Source organism: Geomonas paludis (genome assembly GCF_014193585.1).
Lineage (GTDB): Bacteria > Desulfobacterota > Desulfuromonadia > Geobacterales > Geobacteraceae > Geomonas > Geomonas paludis.
In genome coordinates this window covers 74,195-97,954 of record NZ_BLXY01000010.1, presented here as the reverse complement: position 1 = coordinate 97,954, position 23,760 = coordinate 74,195, and the positions used below count along the sequence as shown (strand labels likewise).

Sequence of the window (23,760 nt, the reverse complement as noted above, 5' to 3'; positions counted from 1 at the left end):
CTCAGTCTTGATCTTGTTTCTGAAACATGACCCGCGCCACCGGCATCTCCGGTGCGTCGACCTCTTCCTCCAGTAGCAGGATCCTCCCCGCATACCCGCCGAAGATACGCCCCAACTCCCCCGGCTGCAGCAGGAAGTCCTTGCGATGCTCTCCCGGCATCTCCGGGGTGTCCAGAATGGTCTCCATGAGCAGCACCCCTCCGGGGGCCAGTGCCTCCACCAGCGAGGGGATCAGGTCCCGCATCAGGAAGTTGAAGTTGAGGACCAGGTGGTACTCGCCCTGCGGGCGCCACGACTCCAGGTCGGCCTCGATCAACTCCACGGCGACGCCGACCTCGGCCGCCCGCCTCCTGGCACGCTCCAGTCCCCGCGGCGAAATGTCCACCCCGGTCGCCTCAAAGCCGTGCTGCGCAAGGTAGATGCAGTTGCGCCCTTCGCCGCAGGCCAGGTCGAGCGCCCGGCGCCCGGGAACCAGGGACATGATGCGTTCCAAGGAGTCGGCCAACAGCCGCGAGGGGGTCAAGGAAAAGAAATGTTCCGTGCCGCTGTAACGCTGGTCCCATTTGACGCGATCGGATTGCATACCCTCCCCCTCCCCAGCCTTTCTCCATGCCGTGCCCAAAATCCGCATTTTCGCCCCGATTGTCAAGCCTTTCCACCTTAGAACGGAGGGGGACTGGCTCCGCCAGGTGCCTGTCCCCTTAGTGCTTGGGGGAAGCTGACTGAACTGAAAGGAGCGTTCCCGACCCAAGCAGCCAGATTGCAAGGAGATGGAAAAGTAGCCTGTCCCCTTTTCTTCTAGTCCCCTCTCCCCCTGGGAGAGGGTGCCCGAAGGGCGGGTGAGGGAGCGGCCCGGCTGCGATTATTTTGCCCTTGGCAACGCCCTCACCCTAGCCCTCTCCCGGAGGGAGAGGGGATGTGGAGCTTTTAGCGGCAACCGTACTGACCACAGCCAAAGCTTGCGACATTTTCTGTCGCGCACCTGTGGTTTCCTGTAGAAAAACAGGAGGTGCACCATGATCTACCTAACCAACGATGCGCTGGACCAGGCAGTTTACTTCGAGATGCGTGGCAAGGAAGCGCTGCGCACTGGGAAATCCTTCCAGCAGGTCTACCACGGGCTCCTGGGCAACGGGGTACACGAAGTCGAGGTCACCCTGAAAAAAAGAAGAGGCTCCGTCGAGGTCGCTTTCGGCGACAGCGCCCTGTTCTGCTTCGTGGAAGAGGACGCCCTGCGCCGGATGCTGGAAGGGATGATGAAGGAAAAGACCGTGCACTGAGCCCCGGCTCGCCTGCTTGACTTCAACCTCACGAACGGTAGCATTAGCGGATGCTAATTATTTCCGATCCCTCGGGGTTCACATGCAGGCAAGCCTTCTACGGCGCACTGCTCTCCTCGAGCCAAAATCCTCCGGATTACGTGACCTTGCCACCCACGGCAACGTCCGGACCGGCCGGTTACCAGCGGGATTGGCAGGGGGGAAACCAATGAGAAAGTGGCTTTGGTGCGTTGTGATGCTTTGCTCCCTTCCCGGGCTGCGCGGCGTGTGTCACGGAGCAGGCTTCAAGGTCAGCGAGCAGGGGGCCAAGGCGATGGCGATGGGGAACGCCTTCGCCGCCCAGGCCGACGACCCCAGCGCCCTGTACTTCAACCCCGCCGGCATCGCCTTTCTGTCGGGGTTCCAGGTGAACCTCGGCGCACTGGGGATCATCGTGCCCCAGACCGAATTCCGGGGGACCACCCCCCTGTCCGGCACGGCCCCGCTGGATACCGGGACCACCACGGCCGTCGAGCACTCCCGGCGCGACATCGTCATCGCCCCCACCCTGTACGCGAGCTACGCGCTCGACACCCTTCCCCTTTGCTTCGGCTTCGGCGTCAACGCGATCTACCCGTTGTCCAAGTCATGGAGTGACTCCAGCGTCTTCCGCAACCAGGTCCAGATCGCGTCGATCAAGCCGGTCAATTTCCAGCCCACCGTCGCCTACCGCTTCGACGACCTGAACCTCGGGGTCGCCGCCGGCATCGACGTCACCTACGCCGTGGTGTCACTGCAGAAGTCGCTCTACTCGCCGGTCGTCGACCCCACCGCGCCGGCGCCCCCGTTCGGGGCGTACGAACTGGGGTCGCTCGGTGTGGACGGCACCGGCACCGACGTGGGATACAACTTCGGGCTCCTGTGGAAACCGCGCAGCGACTTGAGCTTGGGCCTCGCCTACCGGAGCAAGATCACGCTCGGCATCGAGGGGGACGCCAATTACCTCGCCACCACCCCGACGGGCATGGGCGCCATAGGTCTCGCCGACTCGGCCGTGTTCCCCTACACCAGGGCCCGCGCCAGCAGCAGGGCCTCCGCCACCATCCCCCTCCCCGACACGCTGGATGTCGCGGTCGCCTGGCGCCCGACCCGGAAACTCACCCTCGAATTCGACGCCACCCGCACCGGCTGGAGCAGCTTCAAGAGGCTCGAGTTCCACTTCGACGCACCGCAATTCGCCGCCCTCAACAACCAGCCCGATGCCAGAAACTGGCGCGACGTCTGGGGCTACAAGTTCGGCGCGCAGTACCAGGTGAATCCGCGCCTGGCCCTGCGCGCCGGTTACTCCTTCGACGAGTCGCCGGTCCCGAACGAGACGGTGGACCCGCTGCTCCCGGACGCCGACCGGCACAGCTTCTCGGTGGGCGCCGGCATCGGCAACGCCCTGGGCACAGTCGACCTGGCCTACATGTGGGTGCACTTCGTGGACCGCACCGTGCACAACCAGGACATGACCACCCTGCGCGGCGCCAACGGCGTCTTCAAGAGCGACGCCTACCTGCTGGCCGCCAACCTGAACCTCAAGTTCTGACGCCTATACGGCTGCGGAGGAAACCATGACCCAGCACCTGCTACGCCTGTTCGGCATCCTGCTGCTCCTCCTCACCCTGGCCGGCTGCGGCTCGGATTCGGGCATGAGCCAGTCGGCAAGCCCCAACACCGCCCTTTTCGACCCCAGCACCAGCGAGGTGCCACTCCCCAACGTGCTGGCTACCGCCGCGGCCCGGGACCCGATCACCCAGTACACAGACCCGGTCACGGGAACGGTCGGCCTGAGGCCCGCCAACCGCCCCATGAACCCGCTGGAGGCCCTGGCCTACGTGAACCGCTACGAGGTCGGCGGCACCAACGCGGTCGCCGGGGTCAACGCCCCCATCTACCTCCGTTTCGCCCGGCCGCTGCAGCCTGCATCGGTGAACGGAACCAACATCAAGGTGTTCCGGATCGGGGCCGACAGCGCGTCGCCGGCGGCGACGGAGAACAACCCGCTCAGCTTCAGCGACGTGACCGCCAGTTTCAGCTTCAGCTATACCCCCGGGCGCAGCGACGTCTCCCTCTCCCCCACCTTCCCGCTCCAGCCCGGCAGCCGCTACCTGTACCTGGTCACCAACCGGGTCAAGGACGCGGCCACCGGCGGCTCGGTGAGCAGCTCGGTCTACTTCGCGGCCCTGAAGTCCGAGCTCCCCCTGCTGGGCCCCTTCGCGCCGCTCGAACAGATCAGGGCGAACACCGTCGACGGCGGCGGCAACGTGCTCTTCTCCGGCTATGCTAAGGTCATGAACGACCTGACCGCTGCGCCATCGGTGACCAGCGTGTCCAGCCGCAGCCAGATCGCCCTCCTGGGGCGCTTCAACACCACTGCGGCCGGCTTTGTGGCCACCGACCCGGCCGATCCGGTCGGGAGCCTGGTCCCGGTGGAGAGTGCGCTGCGGGCCTTTGCCGCCGGCAGCGACCTCCCCGGCGGTCTTCCCGGCAAGAGCTGGCTCGGCGCCGGGCTCAACGCGGTTGCCGTGACCGGCACCCTCACCCCTGCCGCCTACTGGGGCGCAGTGCTGGCGGGAACCGGCATTCCGGCGGCGGCGCCGGCCAGCGTCGGGGCGGTGGTGACCGGGACCATCGCCACTGCCGACATCTCCATGAACCCCGTGGCGGCCCGGGGCAACCCGGTCATGAACCAGAACCTCGCCTTCGCCAGCTACAGCGCGGCGAGCGCGGTGCTGCTTCCCTTCCGCGATACCGGCACCGGCAGGCTCACCGGTTTCTACTACAGTGACCGCCGCATCCCCTTCGTCTACTTCGCCCCTGCGGGCACTGCTCCCGCAGGAGGGTGGCCCCTGGCCATCTACCAGCACGCCATCAACGGCAGCAAGGAACAGGCGATCGCGGTGGCCGGCACGCTCAATGCGGCCGGGTACGCGGTGGTGGCCATCGATCTCCCGCTGCACGGCGCTCTCGCCCTGCCGGGGCACGTGACCGGCACCGTGTGGGGCGAGGACTTCATCGCCCTGGGGGCGCCGCTGGCCGCACGGACCAACGTCCAGCAGGCCGCCTTCAACCTGGACCGGCTGGAGCTGGTAGCTGCGACGCAGGGATTCGCCCCCCTGGGGGCCAACGCGCCCAACCCGGCAGTGAAACCGAAATATGTCGGCGTGAGCCTGGGCGCCATCGTCGGGGCCTACTACCTGGCCGGCAACACCACCCTCTCCACGGCGCCCGGCTCTCCGCCCTACACCCAGGCCACCCTCGATGCCGACATGAAAGGGCTCTTGAGCGTTCCTGGTGCGCGCATCGCCTACCTGCTGCGTGACAGCGTCGATTTCGGCCCCGGCATCAACGCCGGCCTCGCCCGCGCCGGGATCACCGCCGGCACGCCGACCTACGAGAAGTTCTTCCAGCTCACCCAGTCCGTGTTCGACCCGGTCGATCCAGCCACCATGACCACGCCGCTCCCCGACCTGCGCACCGGGAGCGCGCTCCCCTCGAGGCTTGCCGGGCGGGTGCTGATCCAGGAGGCGACCAGCACCGCCTTCGACGCCAACGGCCGCCCGACCAACGGCGACAAGGTCATTCCCAACTGGAGCACGCGTTACCTCGGCAACGCCCTCGGGGGGCGCGGCGCACTGGGGACTCAGGAGGCCCGCGACGTGGCCCCCGGCTTCGACCAGTTGAGCTACCTCTCCGGGGGGGTACCGGTTCCGTTCATGATGACCCTTTCCGGCAGCGCCGTGATCCCCAAGGTCGCACCCGCCGCGGGAGACGCCGCCGCCAGCGGGCCGCGGCAAGGGTACTTCCAGTTCGACCAGCCCGACGTGAGCCACGGCTTCCTCATCGACCCGGTCACTTCCCCGGTGAGCTTCCTCTTGGGCCAGCGGCAGATGTTCTACTTCGTCAGCAGCGGTCTGGTGATCGACCCCACCGTCGTCTCGACGTCGCTGCCCAAGGCAAGCCGCACCCTGCCGCCACTGCCGCCCTACCGGGTAATCCCGGCGCCGGCGGCGCGGCTGTTCGCCTCCCCGACCTGATCCAGCCGGGCCCCGCCGTCCCAGGCGGGGCCCGCTCCCCACCCGTCACGCCCGTCGTATCCAGTCCCTCCCCAATTCCTTTGCTGGCACTCCCCACCTAAACTTAGCTCTCGACAAAATTGGTCGTTTGCAATATATTCCGCCAATCGTGTATACATTTTTTGCCGTGCCGTCCGCACGGTTACGGTTACCCAGTCACCATCAATCCCACGCAAAGGAGAACAGAACCGATGGCAACTCCAGAGTTCAAGTACCAGGAAGCTTTCCCGCTCGGGCCGGATACCACCAAGTACCGCCTCATCCCGGACTCCCAGCAGTACGTTTCGGTCGCCAACTTCGAAGGCCAGGAGGTGCTCAAGGTAGCCCCGGAGGCCCTCACCGTGGTGGCCAACACCGCGATGAAGGACCTCTCCTTCCTGCTCCGCCCTGAGCACAACGAGATGGTCGCCAAGATCCTGACCGATCCGGAAGCCTCCCAGAACGACAAGGGTGTTGCCCTCGCCTTCCTGAGAAACGCCGAGGTTGCCGCCAACTTCGAGCTCCCCATCTGCCAGGACACCGGCACCGCCATCGTCATGGGCAAGAAGGGTCAGCAGGTCTGGACCGGCGCCAACGACGAGGAGTACCTCTCCAAGGGGGTTTACAGGACCTACACCGAGGAGAACCTGCGCTACTCGCAGACCGTCGCCCTCGACATGTACAAGGAGACCAACACCGGGACCAACCTCCCGGCCCAGATCGACCTGTACGCCACCAAGGGCGCCGAGTACAAGTTCCTGTTCATGGCCAAGGGGGGCGGCTCCGCCAACAAGACCTACCTGTACCAGGAGACCAAGGCGCTCCTTAACCCGGACAGCCTGGTCAAGTTCCTGGTGGCCAAGATGAAGACGCTGGGCACCGCGGCCTGTCCGCCGTACCACCTGGCCTTCGCCATCGGCGGCACCAGCGCCGAGGCGTGCCTGAAGACCGTGAAGCTCGCCAGCGCCAAGTACCTCGACGCGCTGCCGACCAGCGGCAATGAGCACGGCCAGGCCTTCCGCGACCTCGCCCTCGAGGCGGAGCTCTTAAAGGCGGCCCAGGAGTCCGGCATCGGCGCGCAGTTCGGCGGCAAGTACTTCGCCCACGACGTGCGCATCATCCGCCTGCCGCGCCACGGCGCCTCCTGCCCGGTCGGCATGGGTGTTTCCTGCTCGGCGGACCGCAACATCAAGGCCAAGATCAACAAGGAAGGGATCTGGGTCGAGCAGATGGACGAGAACCCGGGGCGCCTCATCCCCGAGCGTTTCCGCGGCAAGCACGAGCACGGCGTCAGGATCAACCTGAACCAGCCCATGAAGGACATCCTGGCCGAGCTCTCCAAGCACCCGGTCTCCACCCCGCTGCTGCTCTCCGGCACCATCGTTGTCGGCCGCGACATCGCGCACGCCAAGTTCAAGGAGATCCTCGACTCCGGTAAGCCGCTTCCGGAGTACCTGAAGAACCACCCGATCTACTACGCGGGCCCTGCCAAGACCCCGAAAGGTAAGCCCTCCGGCTCCTTCGGCCCCACCACCGCCGGCCGCATGGATTCCTATGTTGACCTGTTGCAGGCCAACGGCGGCTCCATGGTCATGATCGCCAAGGGCAACCGCTCCCAGCAGGTGACCGACGCCTGCAAGAAGCACGGCGGCTTCTACCTCGGCTCCATCGGCGGCCCGGCCGCGATCCTCGCCGAAGAGAACATCAAGAAGGTCGAGTGCATCGACTTCCCGGAACTGGGGATGGAGGCGGTCTGGAAGATCGAGGTCGAGGACTTCCCGGCGTTCATCCTGGTGGACGACAAAGGAAACGACTTCTTCAAGCAGTTGGGAATTTAACGCAGAGGTGAGGGGGGGCGAATGATTATTCGCCCCTACAGATCATCGTTGAAACGGAAAGAGCCCCCGTTGCCGTCATGGCAGCGGGGGCTCTTTTCGTTTTACATGTAGACCATGACGCGGAAGTGGAGTCTGCCGTCCATGGTGGTGAAGGGGATGGTCACCCCCTTGCACTGTACGCTCATGCTTCCGTCCGTGGTGGACTGTTCGGGGGGATCCGTCATCGGCCGCAGGCGCCCGGAGAGAACCAGCGGAAGCCCCAGGGCGACACTGCCGTACTGTTCGTGGTACTTGGTCTTGAAGACACCGGCGATGTTGTTGGCGACCTCGCCGACCGCATCGTTGATGGCCTCGTCATCCGCTTCGTCCAGCATCAGGAGGTCCTTGGCAATCTGTTCGGCGGGCCCCTTCTCGGTGGCGAAGATGATGTAGCCGACCCGGTCCCCGGCGACGCCCACGATCCCGACCACGTCACTGGTCAGCGGGTTGATCTTCTTCTCCACCTTCCCCGCGTAGATGTCGGTATTCATGTAGCTCTTGAAGGTGTCCTGCGTGGCGGACATGATGGTGAACATGATCTCTTCGAACGTTATGCTGTTGCTCAAGGCAACCCCCTTTGGGCAATTGACAATGGAGAATTGACAATTACAACGATTTTTTCGCCTCCCCTATTTCTTCGTCACTTTCACCCATACCTTTAGAATACAATTACCGCCGTCCTTACCGGGAATTGCCTCCCGTGCCATAGCCGAACGCGATCTCAGCAGATCCTGTTGTCAATCGTCATGTCAATTGCCCCTAAAGGAACTGTGCCGGGTTGTCGCAGCAGACGATTCCCTCCAGTGTGTCCAGCAGCCGCTCGTTGAAGGATCCCTTCATCTCCTGCTTCATGATCAGCAGCGCTATAGACGAGGAGAGTGCCTTACGGCAGGAGCGGTCTATGGTCAGGGTGCAGTAGACATCGCAGATCGCGGCGACCTGGGCGCTGCGCGATATCTCAGGCCCCTTCAGCCCCTGCGGGTAGCCGTTGCCGTTGTTGCGCTCGTGGTGACAACGCACCACCCCCAGCGAGATGTCGGAGAGTTTGGTGTTCTTCTTCAGGTACTGGTAACCCTCTTCGGGGTGCTTGCGGTACTCCTCCAGCTCTTTCGGGGTAAGCTTCCCCTCCTTGCTGAGGATGGCAGGAGAGACGAAGACCTTGCCGAAGTCGTGCAGCAGGGTCCCGATGCCGACGTCGAGCATCTCGTCGTGGGAAAGGAGGTAGGCCTCCGCATGCAGCAGCACGGACAGGGCCGTCACCTGCAGACTGTGCACGAAGGTGTAGTAGTTGTGGGTCATCACGCTTTCCAGCGATTGGAAGGAGTCACGGTCGCTGGCCAGGTACTGCAGCAGGTTCTCGACCATCCTTTGGCTGCGGGAGAAGTCGGAGACCTTTTGGGGGTGCTCGAAGATGTCCCCCACGAAGTTGATGGAGGTCTGGTAGATGATCTTCCCCTTGGTCTTCGCCTCTAGCGTATCGTCCTTCAGCACGCGCTCGGCGTTGTTCTCCATGTAGGCCGTGATCACCTCGAGATCGGCGGGGCTTACGAAGAGGAATTCGACCTTGTTCTCCATCAGGCGGGCGGCATCCTGGCTGGAGAAATTCCTGCCATGACTCTTGTAAAGGATGTATTTGCCGCCGCTTTTTATGTACAGGGCGACGTCCGGGAAGATGTCCGCCTGGATGCTCTCTATGCTTACGGGTACGTAAAGCTCCCCCATGGCTACCTCCGTTTCGAGCTCGTGCCGGCGCAAAAGCGCGCCGACTTGGGGTCTTTATCGGCAGCAAAGGGGCGACCTTGAGGCTTGCCACTGAAATTGTCACGGGAAAACGGCTAGATTCCGGTCAACTCCTCGATCTTCAGTTCCAGATCGTCGCCGTTCACCCGCACCACCTGCCCGTTGTCCTCCTCGGTACGGATAACGCCCTCGTCGATCCACACCTGCAGACGCTCCATCTCCACTCCGAACTTTTCACATGCCTCGGCCGGGGTGTACCAGGTTTTGGATACCAGCATGATCGATCCCTCCTTCGCTTCGGTCCCACCCGGAGCTGAGGCGTCCACTGCTAATAACAGCACGGCTGCCTCGGTTTTAATTACAGTTCCACCGTTGGATGGTACCGCTTATGCCTACCATGTCAAGCGAGGCCGCGCCGTAGCACCGCAAAACGATTAACTTTTTTAGACAGATGCATTTTTTACTATTCCGCGCGGCAGTTGTGCCGATAAGAGTACGGCGGCTACTTAATGAGTCGTCCGTGGAGAGGGCACATGCAAAACAAGGAACAGCAGCGCGAGACCGTCCTGTTCGTGGACGACGAGAAAAGCTACCTGGCCTACACCAGCGACCTGTTCGAGAACAGGGGCCTCAACATCCTGACCGCTGCTTCCGCGATGGAGGCGCTGCAGATCGTCGAGCACCAGTCGGTGGCCGTGGTGGTCTCGGACAACGAGATGCCCGGAATGCGGGGCATCGAGCTCCTGTCCCGGATCAAGGAGGTCTCGCCCCACACGGTGAAGATCATGATGACCGGGAGCGCCGACCTTTCCACGACGCTGGCGGCCATCAACAGCGGCGAGGTGTTCCGTTTTGTCCTGAAGCCGTGGAAGAAGGCGGAGATGCTGCGGGCGGTAAAGGACGGCATCCGCCGCTACCGCGTGCTGCAGGCCATCAAGCGCGAAGACGAGTTCATCCTGCACTCGCTGGCGCAGACCATCGAGCTGAAGGACGCCTGCACCAAGGGGCATTGCGACCGGGTCGCCACCCTGGCCCTGAGGCTGGCGGCGAAGCTCGGGGTCCCCGAGGATGTCCAGCAGGAGATCAGGTACGGCAGCTGGCTGCACGACTGCGGCAAGATCGGGGTGCCCGAAGCGATCCTCAACGCGGAACGCGCACTGACCCCGGAGGAATTCAAGATCGTCATGAAGCATCCCGAGTGGGGGTGCGAAGTGGTGAGGAAGGCGAACCTCTCCACGACGGTGCAGAACATCGTGCTCTACCACCACGAACGGTTCGACGGCAAGGGGTACCCGTACGGGCTGGATGGAAGCAAGATACCCATCGAGGCCCAGATCGTGGCCACCGCCGACATCTGCGACGCGCTGACCATGGATCGCCCCTACCGCAAGGGGTTCACCCGTGAAGAGGTCACGTGGACCATGAAGGGGATGAGCGGCACCAACCTCGACCCCAAGCTGGTGCAGACCCTGTTCTTCCTGCTGGCAGAGGATCAACCGACGGAGATTTGATCTTTCCTGGGGAAGCATAGCCGTGCTTCCCACCGTGGCGATGCATCACGAGGATGGTCGGGAGAAAATGCCGTGATGACTGCAAATTACCCTACGGGATGCAGCCCGAAACGTGGTCATTAGTACCCAATAAACCCCGTTTTTTAACCAGATAAAATTTAAGTTACCACCCCCCTTCCCGATAAGCCCCCATATGTTGCTCTCGCCGGTTCCGCCCAGACGTTGCTGGCCATCATCCTTCTCAACCCTCCGATCGCCCGCTCCACTCCTCATGCTGCCATGATCACACCGGCAGCGCTCCCCGGCTCTCCAGTCCAATTCCGCTGACGCAGGAGGAAGACATTGGCAGCTACCTCATCCAATGACGCACTTCAGATGGTGACCTTCATGCTGGGCAGGGAGGAGTACGCCGTGGACGTCATGGAGGTCCGCGAGTTCGTCGACATGATACCCGTTACCAAACTGGCCAACGCCCCAGGCCACGTGGAGGGGGTGATCGACCTCAGGGGGAGCGTGGTGCCGGTTATCTCACTAAGAAAGCAGTTCGGCCTCCCGGCGGTCGAGGACGGCACCTTCACCTGCATCGCCGTGATGGATTTCGGCGGCGAACTTAAAGGGTTCGTCATCGACGAGGTGACCGACGTGATCCGCGTCCAACGCAGCACCATCCTGCCTCCGCTCGACGTGGGGGGAGAGCCCTGGGTCGAGGGGATCCTCAACCTGGAAAACCGGCTGGTGGTGGTGATGGACCTCAAGCATCTCGCATAGGAGCATGATCATGGAAGAGACCCGCAATCAGAGACTGGCGCTGCAGGACGCCATGGTATTCCTGGGGGCCATTGCCTCGGGAACGGAACAGGCGATCGGGGAGTCGGCAAGCGGCATATCCTACCTGGCCGGCGTGAACCTGGGGAAGAAGCTTTCCCGCGGGGTGCCTTCTACCGACAGCATCGAGCAGGCACTGCAGGCGACCCGCGAGGTCCTGGAGAAAAACGACTACCTCTGGCTTTTCGAGCCCTTCCAGACGCACGACCAGGAAAGCCTGGTGCGGCGCACGGAGCAGGGGATGGAGGTGATGCTGGTGTTCAGGGACTGCATGATCCGCCAGTCGCTGTTCCGCTTCGGGCACGTGCAGAAGGGTTCCCTGTGCAACATGATGTACGGCTTCTTCGCGGGGGCTCTGCAGAACATCATGGGGCGCGAGTCGTCGCTGGAGATCGTCCACGCCGGGGAAAACGCCTGCTACAAGAGACTGCTGGTCAGGGACTGCTAGCGGCATGGGGAGGTACACGTCATGGGGGAGGTAACGGTCAACACCGAGTGGCTGAGCGACTGCTCGGGGTGCCACGTCGCCATAGTCGACCTGCACGAGAAGATCCTGAGCGTGCTGGAGGCGGTGCGCATCCAGCGCTGCCCCGTCCTCACGGACATCAAGGATTATCCGCCCGCCACCGTGGGGCTGGTGTCGGGCGCCATCAGAAACGAGCACGACCGTCAGGCCGCCCTGGAGATGCGCAAGGCCTGCGATCTGGTGATCGCCTGGGGCTCCTGCGCCGTCTTCGGTGGGCCCGCCGGGGCGGGCAACATCCACACGCCCGATGAGATAGCCGCGGCGGTCTACCTGGAGAACAAGACCACCGTCCCCGCCCCGCCCCCCTCGAAGATGGTTTCCCCACTGGAGTCGCAGGTCTCCCCGCTGGACTCGGTGGTCGAGGTCGACCTCTACCTCCCGGGCTGCCCGCCGCACCCCGCCTTCGTCTTCGAGGCCCTGATCGCGCTGGTGGAGGGGAGGCAGCCGGAGGTGAACGGGCGCAGCGTCTGCGCCAAGTGCAAGCGCAAGATGGAGAAGACCGGGGTCGAGACGCTGCGTTCCCACTTCGAGGGGGTGCCCGACCCGGAGCGCTGCTTCCTGAGCCAGGGGTACACCTGCCTGGGATCGGTCACCATCGACCGCTGCCTCGCCCCTTGTCCCGGCAACGGGGTTCCCTGCACCGGCTGCGCCGGGGCCACCATGCAGATACTGACCGAGCCCAACCGGGACATAAGGACGGAGATCGCGGACCGGATGTCCCGGCTCACCCGCATCGGGCGCGACGAGATCGTGCGCAGCCTGGAACGCTCCGCCAAGTCGCACTATTCCTACACCATGGCCACGCAGATGATCGGCAACAAGCCCACCTTCCACATCAGGAAGTGGATTGAAGAGGAGCAGGCCGATTTCGAGGCAGGGGGAGAGGCATGAAGAAGACGCTGAAGATCGACCCGGTCACCAGGATCGAGGGACACGCCAAGGTGTTCATCGACCTGGACGCCGCCGGAAAGCTGGAGAGCGCGGGGCTCGTGGTGAACGAGCTCAGGGGATTCGAAAAGATCCTGATCGGCATGGAGGCGGACCGGATGCCGCACGTCACCGCCCGCATCTGCGGGGTCTGTCCCACGGCGCACCACCTTGCCGCCTGCAACGCGCTCGACAACGCCGCCGGGGTGGCCCCGCCGCCGGCCGCCCTCCTGCTGCGGGAACTCATGTATCTCGGGCACATCATCCATTCCCACTCCCTCTCCATCTTCGTGCTGCAGGGGCCGGACCTGGTGCTGGGGCTGGATGCCGAACCCGGGCAGCGGAACATCGTGGGGATCGTGGCGGCGAACCCGGAACTGGCGAAGATGGCCCTTGCCCTGCGCAGCATCGGGCAGCGCATCAACGAGATGGTCGGGGGGAGAGGCACCCACCCCGTCACCTCGGTGGCCGGCGGCATCGCCTTCGTCCTGGAGAAGGAAAAGCACAAGGTGCTCAAGGGGTGGGTCGCCGAGGCGAAAAAGCTCCTCCCCAAGGTGGCGCCGGCGGTGAAAGGGCTCCTGTTGAAGGCGCTCCAGGATCACCCGGCCATGGCCGCCGACTGGGTGGTCCCCTCCTGGGGGTTGGGAACGGTCCACGAGGACCGGGTCTCCCTGATCCAGGGGAAACTGCGCGCGATAGACGAGCAGGGGGCAGCGCGGGCCGAGTTCGGCGTCGAGGAGTATCACCGCTACCTGCAGGAGTCGGTGGTGGAATGGTCCTACATGAAGAAGGTGCGACTGAACCTGGACGGGGAGCTGCACGACTACCGGGTGGGGCCCATGGCGAGGATGAACGTGGCGCGCCGTTTCGGGACCGAACTCGCCGACGCCGAGTACGCCGAGTTCTGCCGCTTGGGGGGGACCCCCTGCCACACCACCGTCTTCCAGACCTACGCGAAGTTGATCGAGATCATCTGGGCCGTGGAGCGGGCGGAGGAGATCCTGCGCGAGAAGGAGATCTGGGGCGAGACCCGGGTCCCGGTCCGTTTCCAGGGCGGCAGGGGCGTGGGGCACGTGGAGGCGCCGCGCGGCACCCTGATCCACGACTACCAGATCGACGACCAGGGGATCGTGCGGAGCGCCAACCTCATCGTCGCCACCCAGCAGAACTATTCCATCATCAACCGCTCCATCGAACAGTCGGCGCAGTCGCACGTGATCGACCGCCCCAACGACCAGGCGCTCATGAACGCAGTGGAGTTCAGCATCCGCTGCTACGACCCCTGCCTCTCCTGCGCCACCCATGCGGTGGGGCGCATGCCCATGCAGGTCATCATCCGTAAGGACGGGGAAACCGTCCGCACCCTGAGGAGGTAGCGCATGCCCGTAGAGATCACCGTCCACGAGCAGTCCTGCCGCGGCTGCGAGCTCTGTGTCGACATCTGCCCCACCAAGGTCTTCGCGATGGACCAGGAGCGGCGGCTTTGCACGGTGGAGCACGCCGAGGACTGCATCGCCTGTCTCTCCTGTGCTTACATCTGCCCGTCGGGGGCTATCACCCAGCGCGACTTCCACCCGGTGAAGAACTTCTACCGGGACGAGGAGTTCTGCCAAAAGATGGGGAAATTCCTATGAACAATTGCGAGCGCAGCTACAACGTGGAGCTGAGCGCGGACGACTACCAGAAGGCTTACGTCGAGGTGGCCTTCCTGCTGGACGCCTTCGCCAGCACCATCGACAACATCATGGGGGGGAACACCGCGCCGGTCGGGAGGATCGCCGGGAGGGACACGGCGGAGAAACTGCCGCTGGAGCTCTCCGGCGCCTCGCTGGAGGAGGTTGTGGGCGCGCTTTCCCGCCAGATGCAGGCCGGCTTCCAGTTCTCCCTCACCGGGGAGCAGCTGACCTTCGAGCGCTGCATCCTGCGGGAGATGTGCGGGCTGCGCCGCATCGAGCTGGGGGGGGCGCTCTGCCGCCTGTTCCACGCCTACTTCGACGGCATTGCCAACGGATTGCTGTGCCGCCCCGTAAAATCCACCTTGGTGAGTGTGGGGGATCAATGCAGCTTCCAGACCGCCGTACAGTAGTGGTCTGCATCGGCAACGAACTGATCGCCGACGACGCCGCCGGGTACGAGGTCTACCAGCGCCTGGCGCCGTGTCCGGCCCGGCTCGAGTACCTGGGGGTGGGAGGTATCGACCTCCTGGCGCTCCTGGACGGGGAAAGCGATCTGGTGGTGGTTGATGCGGTGCAGCTGGGGGCGCCCCCGGGAACGCTGCACGTGCTCCCGTGGCGGGACATTCCAGCAAGCGGTACCGGCGTTTCGGCACATGACGTTGGGGTCCGGGAGGCGATCGAGATCGGCAGGATCCTCTACCCGGAACGGATGCCGGACCGGGTGACCCTGGTGGGAATCGAGGGGCGCTGCTTCAACATGACGCGGAAGTTCATGACCGCCGAGGTGACAAAAGCCATCGACGGGGCGGTCGCCACGGTGAGGAAACTGGTACAGGGAGGGGCTCATGGGCAAGGCGGCTAGCCATGTGGTACAGCAACTCAGCGAAGCGATGATGGCCGGAAGGCTCGACGTGCGCGGGGACTTGAACGGCTTGAAGGGGGATGACGCGGAGATCGTGCGGCAGATCAACGCCATGATCGACGCTCTGGTGGCCCCCTTGCGGTTGGCCGGGGGCGCCCTGGACCAGATCGCCCACGGCAACCTCCCCCCCTTCGTGATCGACGAGTACCCGGGGGAATACAACGAGATCAAGCAGAACATCAACACGCTTTTGGCCATTCTCTACGGCATGCACAAGGAGACGATGCACCTGACCGACAGCATCAGGGAAGGAAAGCTCAAGACCCGCGGTAACGACTGGGACTACAGGGGGATCTGGAAGGAGCTGATCACCGGGTTCAACGTCACCCTCGATGCCGTCATTGCCCCGGTGCACGAGGCGGGGGAGGTGCTCGAGCGGCTGGCGCGCTACGACCTGCAAAGCAGGATGAAAGGGAGATACCGCGGCGAGCACGCCGCGATCAGAAAGGCGATGAACGGGACCGCCCAGGCCCTGCACGACGCCATCTCCCAGGTCTCCGAGGCGGTGGCCCTCGTGTCGCAGGTGGGGCGCAAAATCACCAGCATCAGCTCCTCCATCGCCCAGGGGGCGGGGGAGCAGAGTAAGGAGTTGGGGGAGGCCGCGGTGAGCCTGGCGCAACTGTCGGAAAGCGCAGCCCAAAGCGCGGCACGCTCGCAGGAAGCCTACGGCCATGCCAGCAAGGCAAGCGAGGCGATCGTGCGCGCCAAGGAGTCCATGAACCGGATGCTCGCCTCCATGGACGAGATCAGCGGGGCGGCCGACAGCACCGCCAGCATTGCCACCGACATCGACGGGATCGCCCAGGAGACCGGCACCCTGGCCGGGAGCACCGTCGTCAAGGCGGCGCGCATGCGCGTCTCGGCGGGAGGATTCGGAGTGGTGGCCCAGGAGATACGCAAGCTCTCCCGCCAGTGCTCCGACACCGCCGGGGCCATGGCCCAGTTTGAAAAGAAGCTGGGGGGCGAGCACCAGGAGGAATTCCGGGCCCTTATCGACAGCCTGTTGAAGATCGCCCGCTTCGCTAATCTGCTGGGGGTGAACGCCGCCGTCGAGGCGGCCCATGTCGAAGGAGCAGGGGAAGAGTTCCGGGTGATGACCGACGAGATCCACTCCCTCGCCGTGAAGTCGGCCGACGCTGCCAAGAGCACCGGGACCCTGACCAGGAGTTCCTCCGAACTCTCCCGCCAGGGGGTAACGCTCTCCCGGGAGATAGACGGGGAGTTGGGAGGGGCCGTGGTCGGAGCGCAGGCGCTGGCCCAGTTCACCGACGAGATCCTTGCCACCGTGAAGGAGCAGACGCTGGGGCTTGAGCAGATCAACCAGAGGACGGCGCAGATCACCGGGGTGACGGAGAAGAACGCCAGCGGGGCCGCCGAGGCCCTTCTCGCCGCGCGAGACCTGGAAAGCCAGGTGGAGAAGCTGACCAGGATGGTGAACCGGTTCACCTTTTAGGACTGGGTAGAATGGTGGGTAAATTTACTCACGATGCTGGGGGCTCAGCCTTTTGCGTTTTCAAATTACTCACGCCGCCGGAGGCTCAACCTTCGGCGTTTTCAATTTACTCCCGATGCCGGAGGTTCGACCTTCGGCGTTTTCAATTTACTCCCGACGCCGGAGGCTCAACCTTTGGCGTTTTCAATTTACTCACGACGCCGGAGGTTCAACCTTTGGCGTTTTCAATTTACTCCCGACGCCGGAGGTTCAACCTTCGGCGTTTTCAATTTACTCACGACGCCGGAGGCTCAACCTTTGGCGTTTTCAATTTAGTTCCGACGCCGGAGGTTCAACCTTCGACGTTTTCAATTTACTCACGACGCCGGAGGCTCAACCTTCGACGTTTTCAATTTTCTCACGACGCCAGAGGTTCAACCTTCGGCGTTTTCAATTTACTCACGACGCCGGAGGCTCAACCTTCGGCATTTTCAATTTACTCACGATGCCGGAGGCTCAACCTTCGGCGTTTTCAATTTACTCACGATACCGGGGGCTCAACCTTTTGCGTTTTCAATTTACTCACGATACCGGGGGCTCAACCTTTTGCGTTTTCAATTTAGTTCCGACGCCAAAGGCTCAACCTTGTCGATCTGAATCGATAACGAGACAAGAAAGTGCCGCTATTCGGGAGCAGGAAGCCCAACCCGCGCCGGCGCGCATAACAAAAGGGGAGCAATCGATGATTGCTCCCCTCTTACCGACGGTTGATGTGGGCCGTTTATTTCTTCTTACGTACCTCGTCCAGCGCCTTCTCGAAACGCTTCTCGTCGAACCCCTTCAGCACCTTGGCATCCTCACCGATCACGATGACCGGAACACCCTGGCTCTTGTACTTGCCGGTGACTAATTCCATAGCGGCACTGTCGATTTCAACGTCCCGGTTGATGAACGGGATGTTGTTCCTGGTGAAGTATTCCTTGGCGGCCCGGCAGTGGGGGCACCAGGAGGTGGAGAAGAGGACGATCTTGGGATACTTGGTCTGCACGCTGTGACTGCCCAGCGGGCTCTGCGGGAGTTGCTCGGCGCCGACCCCGGCGGCCGGGGCCAACAGGGAAACGGCCAGTATTGCGGTCAACAGGATGCGCATGTTCACTCCCCCTTTGCTTCTTATTTGGCGGCGCCGACCTTGAGCTGCCGGCGGACCATCTTGAACGTGAGTGTCTTCGGGTTGCCCGGTCGCCGCACCAGGATCAGGACCGGGGTCCCGGCGCGCCCGCGCAGGCGCCGCTCGACGATGAACTTGAAGTCGCTGCCCGCGGTCGGGGTGCCGTCGACCTGGGTGATGATGTCGCCGGCCTTGATCCCGGCCAGATGGGCCGGTCCCCCTGCCACCAGTTGCCGCACCACGATGGTGCCGTCGGCCCGAGGCACGCCGTCGATACCCACCCCGCCGAAGAGGGCGGCGCTCTGAGCGTAGGCCGGGACGGTCAACAGGGCGAAGAGCAGTATGGCGCACAGGGTCTTGATCATGGCCAGTGAAGTTATACGAGAGCCCCCCCGACTGTCAACTATGCTTTTGCCGAGCCCACCCCTCTATGCTATAAGTGATGCATTAAAATCCACCAGTGGGGTCGTTCACATGACAGCTAGAACCAAGGTGAAACAGGCGCTGGAAACAGGCAAAGCCGGCAGCACCATCCTCGTCAAGGGATGGGCGCGCACGATCAGAAACAGCAAGGGGGTTACCTTCATCTCCTTGAACGACGGCTCGTGCCTCTCCGGGATCCAGGTGGTGGTCGAGCCCGATCTGGGAAACTTCGAGGAGATAACCGGCATCGGCACCGGCAGCGCCCTCGCGGTCACCGGGCTGCTGCAGGAGTCGCCCGCCGCCGGCCAGGCCCTGGAGCTGAAGGCGCAGCAGCTCGAGGTGGTCGGTGGCGCGGACCAGGAATACCCGATGCAGAAGAAGCGGCATACCTTCGAGTACCTGCGCACCATCGCCCATCTCAGGGTACGCAGCAACACCTTCGGCGCCGTGTTCCGGGTGCGCTCGGCGCTGGCCCAGGAGGTGCACCGCTTCTTCGCCGAACGCGGTTTTCTCTACGTGCACACCCCGATCATCACCGCCAACGACTGCGAAGGGGCCGGGGAGCTGTTCCGGGTCACCACGCTCGACCTCGCCCAACCGCCGCTGGTGGAAGGCGCAATCGACTTCTCCCGGGACTTCTTCGCCACCGCCACCGGGCTCACCGTGAGCGGCCAGCTGGAAGGTGAACTCTTCGCCCAGGCCTTCTCCGACATCTACACCTTCGGCCCCACCTTCCGCGCCGAGAATTCCAACACGGCCCGGCACGCAGCCGAATTCTGGATGATCGAGCCGGAGATGGCCTTTGCCGATCTGGCCGACGACGCCGACCTGGCCGAAGCCTTCTTCAAGAGGCTGTGCCGCTTCGCGCTGGACAACTGCGGCGAAGACATGAACTTCTTCAACACCCAGATCGACAAGGGGCTGATCCAGCGCATCGAGGCGGTCGCCCAGGCTTCCTTCGCCCGCATGGACTACGGCGAGGCGATCGAGCGGCTCAAGAAGGCACCGGTGTCGTTCCAGTTCCCGGTGGAGTGGGGGCTCGACCTGCAGTCCGAGCACGAGCGCTACCTCACCGAGCAAGTGGTGGGCGGCCCGGTATTCATACTGAACTACCCCAAGGACATCAAGGCCTTCTACATGAGGCAGAACGACGACGGCAGGACGGTCGCCGCCATGGACCTCTTGGTCCCCAAGGTGGGCGAGATCATCGGCGGGAGCCAGCGCGAGGAGCGCCTGGAGCTTTTGGAGCAACGCATGCTGGAAACGGGAATCGCCCCGGAATCGCTCTCCTGGTATCTCGACACCAGGCGCTGGGGCTCGACGCCGCACGCCGGCTTCGGCCTCGGCTTCGAGCGGCTGATCATGTACCTCACCGGGATGGAGAACATCAGGGACGTGATCCCCTTCCCCAGGACACCGAGGCATGCGGAGTTTTAGAGACAGATAAAGATTGAGATTAAGACTGAGATTAAGACTAAGGGTGCCCAATCCGGCATTCGCTAATCAGGCAAGGATATAGTCGGAAGCAGCAACAAAGAGAGGCAAGGGCCATTGGCGCCTTGCCTCTCTCTTTTTCTCAACCTTAACCTTAACCTTAATCTTAATCTTAATCTTAATCTTAGTCTTAGTCTTAATCTGCCTTTGTGGCCGTCTGCGGCCAGTAACTGCCGCCGGTAAGGACGGCCTTTATCTTGCCTATCTTCACCTTGGTCGAGACCATCACCGGTATCTTGAGTGCGTCATCGGTGAGCCAGACTTTGACGTCGCCGGTCCGGGCGAAGAACCCGTCAGCCTTCATCATGGGCTGCACCACGATGGTCTTGAAGCGCCCCACCGGCGTCTCGACCTCCTCCCGCCTGAGCACCTTCACCTCGGTGTTCCACAGCTTCTTGCAGTCGTAGATGTCCACGAACAAGGAACGACCGGGGACCAGGTCGAGGGTACGGACGTAGTACACGATGGAAAGAGGATCATAGGTGGTGGCGCTGATGTCGTCGACGCGCTGGGTCTTGTGCAGGAGGTCCTTCGACTCTACCTTGAGCTTCTGCTGGTCGAACCTGGCCTCCTTCAAGCGCCGGTGGTTTCCCTCGCTGATCTTGTTGCGGAAGTACCTGGGGAAACCGAAGCGGTCGCCGCTGCCGCGCACCACCACGGACTCGGCACGGTCCTCCACCCGGAAGAAGGTGTCCAGCCACGGCGTGGAGCGGGTGGTGGTGACGATGTGGAGTTCGCTTCCCTTGGTGCTGAGTTCCTGGGTGGTGGTCCCCGCCTTGATGCCGGTCCAACTGACGTCGTAGACCAGCTTCTCGTTGGGGCTCATGGCATGGGCAGGAAGGGCGGAAAGTATCAAAAGTGCGAAAAAGGACAATAAGGCTGAAATTTTCATGTCCACAGATTAGCCCCTCGCGATATTTTTTTTCAAGAGAAAAAGGTTAGGTATTACCTAATATTAGGCGTTTCACACGCGGCACGGTCGGAATCTGGGCGGTCGACGGGGAAAGTTGTCGTGGGGCGAGGGGATGGGGGGCGATACGAAGGGTTACGCCCCGCTGCTCTTGGTGATCATGATTACGCCGACCGCGACCAGCACGGTCCCCGCCCAGCGCATCGGGCTCACCACCTCTTGCAGGAAGTACTGGGACAGGAAGGCGACCAGTATGTAGTTCAGGGCCTGCATGGGTAGGGCCACCGACAGGTCCTCCCAGGAGAGGACGGCGAGCCAGAGAAAGAAGAAAACGGCCAGCATCGCCGTGCCGAACACCAGCTTGGGGGTGGTGAGCGCCTGCACGGCGACCCTCATGATCCCCCTCAGGTTCATGGTGGAGATGTCGCCCAGTTCCTTCATGCCGCTGGCCAGCAGCAGGTCCCCTATGGTGCCAGCCGTGACCGCCACCAGCATGACCACTACGGTCTTAAACATACGTCTTTTCCTCTCCGCGATAGTTTCTCAATCTGATGCCGCCTGCCGCCAGTTTCTCCCTCACACGGGGGCTGGTCAGAGCCGCCAGTTCCGCCTCGTGCTGGTAATCCGGCATACGGCGCGCGAGCGTGGCACAGGGATGACAGCCGGGATGGAAGTAGATCTCGGTGAGCCCTTCCCCTACCCCGTCCAGTGCCCGTAGCAGGTAGGCCTCGGTCATGTGCCCGGAACTGAGCAGCCCCTTCACCTCGCGCGCGTAGCGGATGCCGAGCCGCTCCAACCGGGGACGACAACGGTCGGCCAGGCGGGCGAAGATGAACGCGTCGGCGCACTTCCCGACCAGCCGCGTCCGGTCCAGGGCGAGGTTCGCCGGCAGGTTCTCCCTGGTGAGGCGAAAGCTTTTGATGCCGTAACCGGGCATCAGCTCGCAGAGGATATCGAACACCACCGGGTGCATGTGGATGTTGAGGTGGCCGTCGACGTGGGACAGCTCGACGCCGGCGTCCCGGCACCTGGCCAGTTGCGCGTCGATCTCCAGGCGCAGTTTTTTCCTGAGTCCCTTGAGGAAGAAGTAGCGCATCCCGGCCAGCACCGGGTCGTCGGTGAACTCCCCCCCTGCGTCGGTCAGCGCCGGCAGCCCCTGCTGTGGCAGGACCGCGCTCCCCTGGACCAGGGTGAGGTGCAGCCCCACCTGCAGGGCCGGGTTGGCACGCGCGAAGGCGGCCGCCTCCTCGAAGGCGTCGCCCCCCACCATGAGGGAGGTGCTGGTGAGCATCCCTTCCTGCCAGGCCTTGATGATGCCGCGGTTGGCCCCGGCGCTCAGGCCGAAGTCGTCGGCGTTCAGGATTATCTCTTTCATAAGAACCTATCATCTCCTCCCCCTGGAGGGGGGAGGTCGGGAGGGGGGAAATCAGGCAGCAATGCCCCTCCCCCTCCCCGCCCCTCCCCCTCCGGGGGAGGGAGGACCGATTAGCAGGCGGCCTGCTTGCGCTTTCGCATGTAGCTCAGGTACTGGGCGCCTTCCTTGAGGAGCTTGCGGCGCACCTGGGAATCGACCAGCATGCTGAAGATGCTGCGCGCTATGTAGCGGGGGCGGAAGTAGAACTTGTTGTAGAACAGCTCCACGGCGTCGAAGATCTCCTGGTTGGGGAGATCGGGGTAGTTGATGACGCACTTCTGGTGCCCCGTGTCGTCGAGGAAGCTGTCGGAGGCGATCCAGCCGTTCTCCTTGGCCATCTGGTAGAACTCGGTGCCGGGATACGGCGAGGCCAGGGAGACCTGGATCGAGGTCAGGTCGAGGTCGATGGCGTAGGCGATGGTTTCCTTGATGGTCTCGCGGGTCTCGCCGGGAAGCCCCAGCACGAAGGCCCCGTGCACGGTGATGCCGAGCTTCTTGCAGTTCCTGGTGAACTCGATCGCCTGCGCCTTGGTGACCCCCTTCTTGATGTTCTTGAGGATCTGCTCGTTGCCCGACTCGTAACCCACGACCACGTGGTGCATCCCCGCGTCGCGCAGCTCCTTCAGGGTCTCGTAGTCGCAGTTGGCGCGGGCGTTGATCACCCAGGAGACGTTCAGGGGCTTGATGAGCCTCGCGATGGCGATGGCGTGCTGCTTGTCCGCGGTGAAGGTGTCGTCGTCGAAGGAGATGTCCTTCACGTAGGGGAGGTTCTCCTTGATCCACTTCACCTCTTCGTACACGTTCTGCGGGCTTCTCTTTCTCAGGGTGCGCCCGGAGAAGGTCTGGGGCCACAGGCAGTAGATGCAGCGCGAGGGGCAGCCGCGGCTGGCGTAGATGGAGACGTAGGGGTGCCGGAAATGCGGGATAACGTACTCGTCGATGGGGAGGTCGCGCTGGTAGACCTTGCTGGCGAAGGGGAGCGCGTCCAGGTCGGCGATGGGGGGGCGGTCCTTGGTGTGCACCACCGTCCCCTCTTTGACGAAGCTGATGCCGTCCACCTCTTCCCACGGTTTTCCTTCGCACAACTCCTTGGTGGAATAGTCGAACTCGCCGCGGCAGACGATGTCGACCGCGCCGGCGGCGAAACGGAGGCTCTCCTCGGGGAGGATGCTCACGTGGGGGCCGGTCAAGACCGTCACCGTCCCGGGCTTCTGCGCCTTGACCCGGCGCGCGGTCTCCACGTCGATGGCCAGGGTCGGGGTCGAGGTGTACATCACCACCATGTCGTAGTCTTTGGCTATATCAAGGCAGGCATCGAGGTCCAGGCGCTGCACCGGCGCATCGACCACGCGGGAGCCTTCGATCATCCCGGCAGGATAGGTGAGCCAGCCCGGGAACCAGAAAGAGGTCACCTCGCGCGAGGCCTGGTAGCGCGCACCGGCACCTCCGTCAAAATCCTCGAAGGTCGGCGGGTTCAAAAACAACGGCTTCATACACCCCTCCAGATTAATAGCGTCACACCAAAAAAAGAAGCCTGACTATAAGACGGCGGCCAC

Annotated in this window: 24 protein-coding genes; 14 read left to right on the top strand and 10 right to left on the bottom strand. The window is 63.3% G+C overall.

Annotation, left to right across the window (positions count from 1 at the left end; all coding sequences use genetic code 11):
• Window position 1: 1 nt before the first annotated feature.
• Window positions 2–583 (bottom strand): class I SAM-dependent methyltransferase, encoded by a 582-nt coding sequence (locus H7687_RS17555; RefSeq protein ID WP_183349824.1) that lies wholly within the window; start codon window positions 581–583, stop codon window positions 2–4.
• A gap of 433 nt (window positions 584–1,016) precedes the next feature.
• Here H7687_RS17555 and H7687_RS17550 point away from each other — a divergent pair, with 433 nt between their 5' ends.
• The 4 genes from H7687_RS17550 to H7687_RS17535 all read left to right on the top strand — a co-directional run bounded on the left by H7687_RS17550 (window position 1,017) and on the right by H7687_RS17535 (window position 7,197).
• Entirely contained in the window at window positions 1,017–1,280 is a 264-nt protein-coding gene (locus H7687_RS17550; RefSeq protein WP_183349823.1) for a hypothetical protein, read from the top strand.
• A gap of 208 nt (window positions 1,281–1,488) precedes the next feature.
• Window positions 1,489–2,850 carry an OmpP1/FadL family transporter gene (locus tag H7687_RS17545; RefSeq protein ID WP_183349821.1) on the top strand — a complete coding sequence of 454 codons (1,362 nt, stop codon included), beginning with the start codon at window positions 1,489–1,491 and terminating at the stop codon, window positions 2,848–2,850.
• A gap of 25 nt (window positions 2,851–2,875) precedes the next feature.
• Window positions 2,876–5,341 (top strand): Ig-like domain-containing protein, encoded by a 2,466-nt coding sequence (locus H7687_RS17540; protein ID WP_183349818.1) that lies wholly within the window; start codon window positions 2,876–2,878, stop codon window positions 5,339–5,341.
• A 230-nt stretch (window positions 5,342–5,571) separates the two neighbouring features.
• On the top strand, window positions 5,572–7,197 hold the full coding sequence (locus H7687_RS17535; RefSeq protein WP_183349816.1) for a fumarate hydratase: 1,626 nt from the start codon (window positions 5,572–5,574) through the stop codon (window positions 7,195–7,197).
• Between the two features lie 101 nt (window positions 7,198–7,298).
• Here H7687_RS17535 and H7687_RS17530 read toward each other — a convergent pair whose 3' ends face one another.
• From H7687_RS17530 to H7687_RS17520, 3 genes are all read right to left on the bottom strand, one after another.
• Window positions 7,299–7,802 carry a chemotaxis protein CheX gene (locus H7687_RS17530; protein WP_246404973.1) on the bottom strand — a complete coding sequence of 168 codons (504 nt, stop codon included), beginning with the start codon at window positions 7,800–7,802 and terminating at the stop codon, window positions 7,299–7,301.
• Window positions 7,803–7,995: 193 nt separating this feature from the next.
• Window positions 7,996–8,958, bottom strand: coding sequence for an HD-GYP domain-containing protein (locus tag H7687_RS17525; RefSeq protein ID WP_183349814.1), 963 nt, complete (start codon window positions 8,956–8,958; stop codon window positions 7,996–7,998).
• 113 nt (window positions 8,959–9,071) lie between these two features.
• A complete protein-coding gene (locus tag H7687_RS17520; RefSeq protein WP_183349812.1) occupies window positions 9,072–9,254 on the bottom strand; it encodes a helix-turn-helix domain-containing protein in 183 nt (60 codons plus the stop codon).
• A gap of 255 nt (window positions 9,255–9,509) precedes the next feature.
• Between H7687_RS17520 and H7687_RS17515 the strand changes: the two genes are divergently transcribed.
• The 9 genes from H7687_RS17515 to H7687_RS17475 all read left to right on the top strand — a co-directional run bounded on the left by H7687_RS17515 (window position 9,510) and on the right by H7687_RS17475 (window position 16,816).
• Window positions 9,510–10,487, top strand: coding sequence for an HD domain-containing phosphohydrolase (locus tag H7687_RS17515; RefSeq protein ID WP_183349810.1), 978 nt, complete (start codon window positions 9,510–9,512; stop codon window positions 10,485–10,487).
• Window positions 10,488–10,829: 342 nt separating this feature from the next.
• Window positions 10,830–11,255, top strand: coding sequence for a chemotaxis protein CheW (locus H7687_RS17510; protein ID WP_183349808.1), 426 nt, complete (start codon window positions 10,830–10,832; stop codon window positions 11,253–11,255).
• A gap of 10 nt (window positions 11,256–11,265) precedes the next feature.
• Entirely contained in the window at window positions 11,266–11,760 is a 495-nt protein-coding gene (locus tag H7687_RS17505) for a hypothetical protein (RefSeq protein WP_183349807.1), read from the top strand.
• 21 nt (window positions 11,761–11,781) lie between these two features.
• On the top strand, window positions 11,782–12,729 hold the full coding sequence (locus H7687_RS17500; RefSeq protein WP_183349805.1) for an NADH-quinone oxidoreductase subunit B family protein: 948 nt from the start codon (window positions 11,782–11,784) through the stop codon (window positions 12,727–12,729).
• Entirely contained in the window at window positions 12,726–14,141 is a 1,416-nt protein-coding gene (locus H7687_RS17495; RefSeq protein ID WP_183349803.1) for a Ni/Fe hydrogenase subunit alpha, read from the top strand. The genes H7687_RS17500 and H7687_RS17495 overlap by 4 nt, the downstream gene beginning before the upstream one ends.
• A 3-nt stretch (window positions 14,142–14,144) precedes the next feature.
• The gene (locus H7687_RS17490) at window positions 14,145–14,399 is read left to right on the top strand and encodes a 4Fe-4S dicluster domain-containing protein (RefSeq protein ID WP_183349801.1); all 255 of its coding nucleotides are present in this window, start codon (window positions 14,145–14,147) and stop codon (window positions 14,397–14,399) included.
• The gene (locus H7687_RS17485; RefSeq protein WP_183349799.1) at window positions 14,396–14,851 is read left to right on the top strand and encodes a hypothetical protein; all 456 of its coding nucleotides are present in this window, start codon (window positions 14,396–14,398) and stop codon (window positions 14,849–14,851) included. Before H7687_RS17490 ends, H7687_RS17485 begins: the two co-directional genes overlap by 4 nt.
• On the top strand, window positions 14,824–15,303 hold the full coding sequence (locus H7687_RS17480) for a hydrogenase maturation protease (RefSeq protein ID WP_183349797.1): 480 nt from the start codon (window positions 14,824–14,826) through the stop codon (window positions 15,301–15,303). The genes H7687_RS17485 and H7687_RS17480 overlap by 28 nt, the downstream gene beginning before the upstream one ends.
• The gene (locus H7687_RS17475) at window positions 15,287–16,816 is read left to right on the top strand and encodes a methyl-accepting chemotaxis protein (RefSeq protein WP_183349795.1); all 1,530 of its coding nucleotides are present in this window, start codon (window positions 15,287–15,289) and stop codon (window positions 16,814–16,816) included. Before H7687_RS17480 ends, H7687_RS17475 begins: the two co-directional genes overlap by 17 nt.
• Before the next feature lie 760 nt (window positions 16,817–17,576).
• Here H7687_RS17475 and H7687_RS17470 read toward each other — a convergent pair.
• Window positions 17,577–17,945 carry a glutaredoxin domain-containing protein gene (locus H7687_RS17470; RefSeq protein WP_183349793.1) on the bottom strand — a complete coding sequence of 123 codons (369 nt, stop codon included), beginning with the start codon at window positions 17,943–17,945 and terminating at the stop codon, window positions 17,577–17,579.
• A 20-nt stretch (window positions 17,946–17,965) separates the two neighbouring features.
• The gene (locus H7687_RS17465) at window positions 17,966–18,328 is read right to left on the bottom strand and encodes a S41 family peptidase (protein ID WP_183349791.1); all 363 of its coding nucleotides are present in this window, start codon (window positions 18,326–18,328) and stop codon (window positions 17,966–17,968) included.
• A 109-nt stretch (window positions 18,329–18,437) separates the two neighbouring features.
• Here H7687_RS17465 and asnS point away from each other — a divergent pair, with 109 nt between their 5' ends.
• Window positions 18,438–19,823, top strand: a complete 1,386-nt coding sequence (asnS, locus tag H7687_RS17460) for an asparagine--tRNA ligase (RefSeq protein ID WP_183349789.1) — start codon at window positions 18,438–18,440, stop codon at window positions 19,821–19,823.
• A gap of 193 nt (window positions 19,824–20,016) precedes the next feature.
• Here the strand turns inward: asnS and H7687_RS17455 are convergent, their stop codons facing one another.
• The 4 genes from H7687_RS17455 to hpnJ all read right to left on the bottom strand — a co-directional run bounded on the left by H7687_RS17455 (window position 20,017) and on the right by hpnJ (window position 23,697).
• Window positions 20,017–20,772: a DUF3108 domain-containing protein gene (locus tag H7687_RS17455; protein WP_183349787.1), complete on the bottom strand. Its 756-nt coding sequence runs from the start codon at window positions 20,770–20,772 to the stop codon at window positions 20,017–20,019.
• Between the two features lie 153 nt (window positions 20,773–20,925).
• Entirely contained in the window at window positions 20,926–21,306 is a 381-nt protein-coding gene (locus tag H7687_RS17450; protein ID WP_183349785.1) for an EamA family transporter, read from the bottom strand.
• Window positions 21,299–22,165, bottom strand: coding sequence for a hopanoid biosynthesis-associated protein HpnK (gene hpnK, locus H7687_RS17445; protein ID WP_183349783.1), 867 nt, complete (start codon window positions 22,163–22,165; stop codon window positions 21,299–21,301). The genes H7687_RS17450 and hpnK overlap by 8 nt, the downstream gene beginning before the upstream one ends.
• A 110-nt stretch (window positions 22,166–22,275) precedes the next feature.
• Window positions 22,276–23,697: a hopanoid biosynthesis associated radical SAM protein HpnJ gene (gene hpnJ / locus H7687_RS17440; protein ID WP_183349781.1), complete on the bottom strand. Its 1,422-nt coding sequence runs from the start codon at window positions 23,695–23,697 to the stop codon at window positions 22,276–22,278.
• Between the last annotated feature and the right edge of the window lie 63 nt (window positions 23,698–23,760).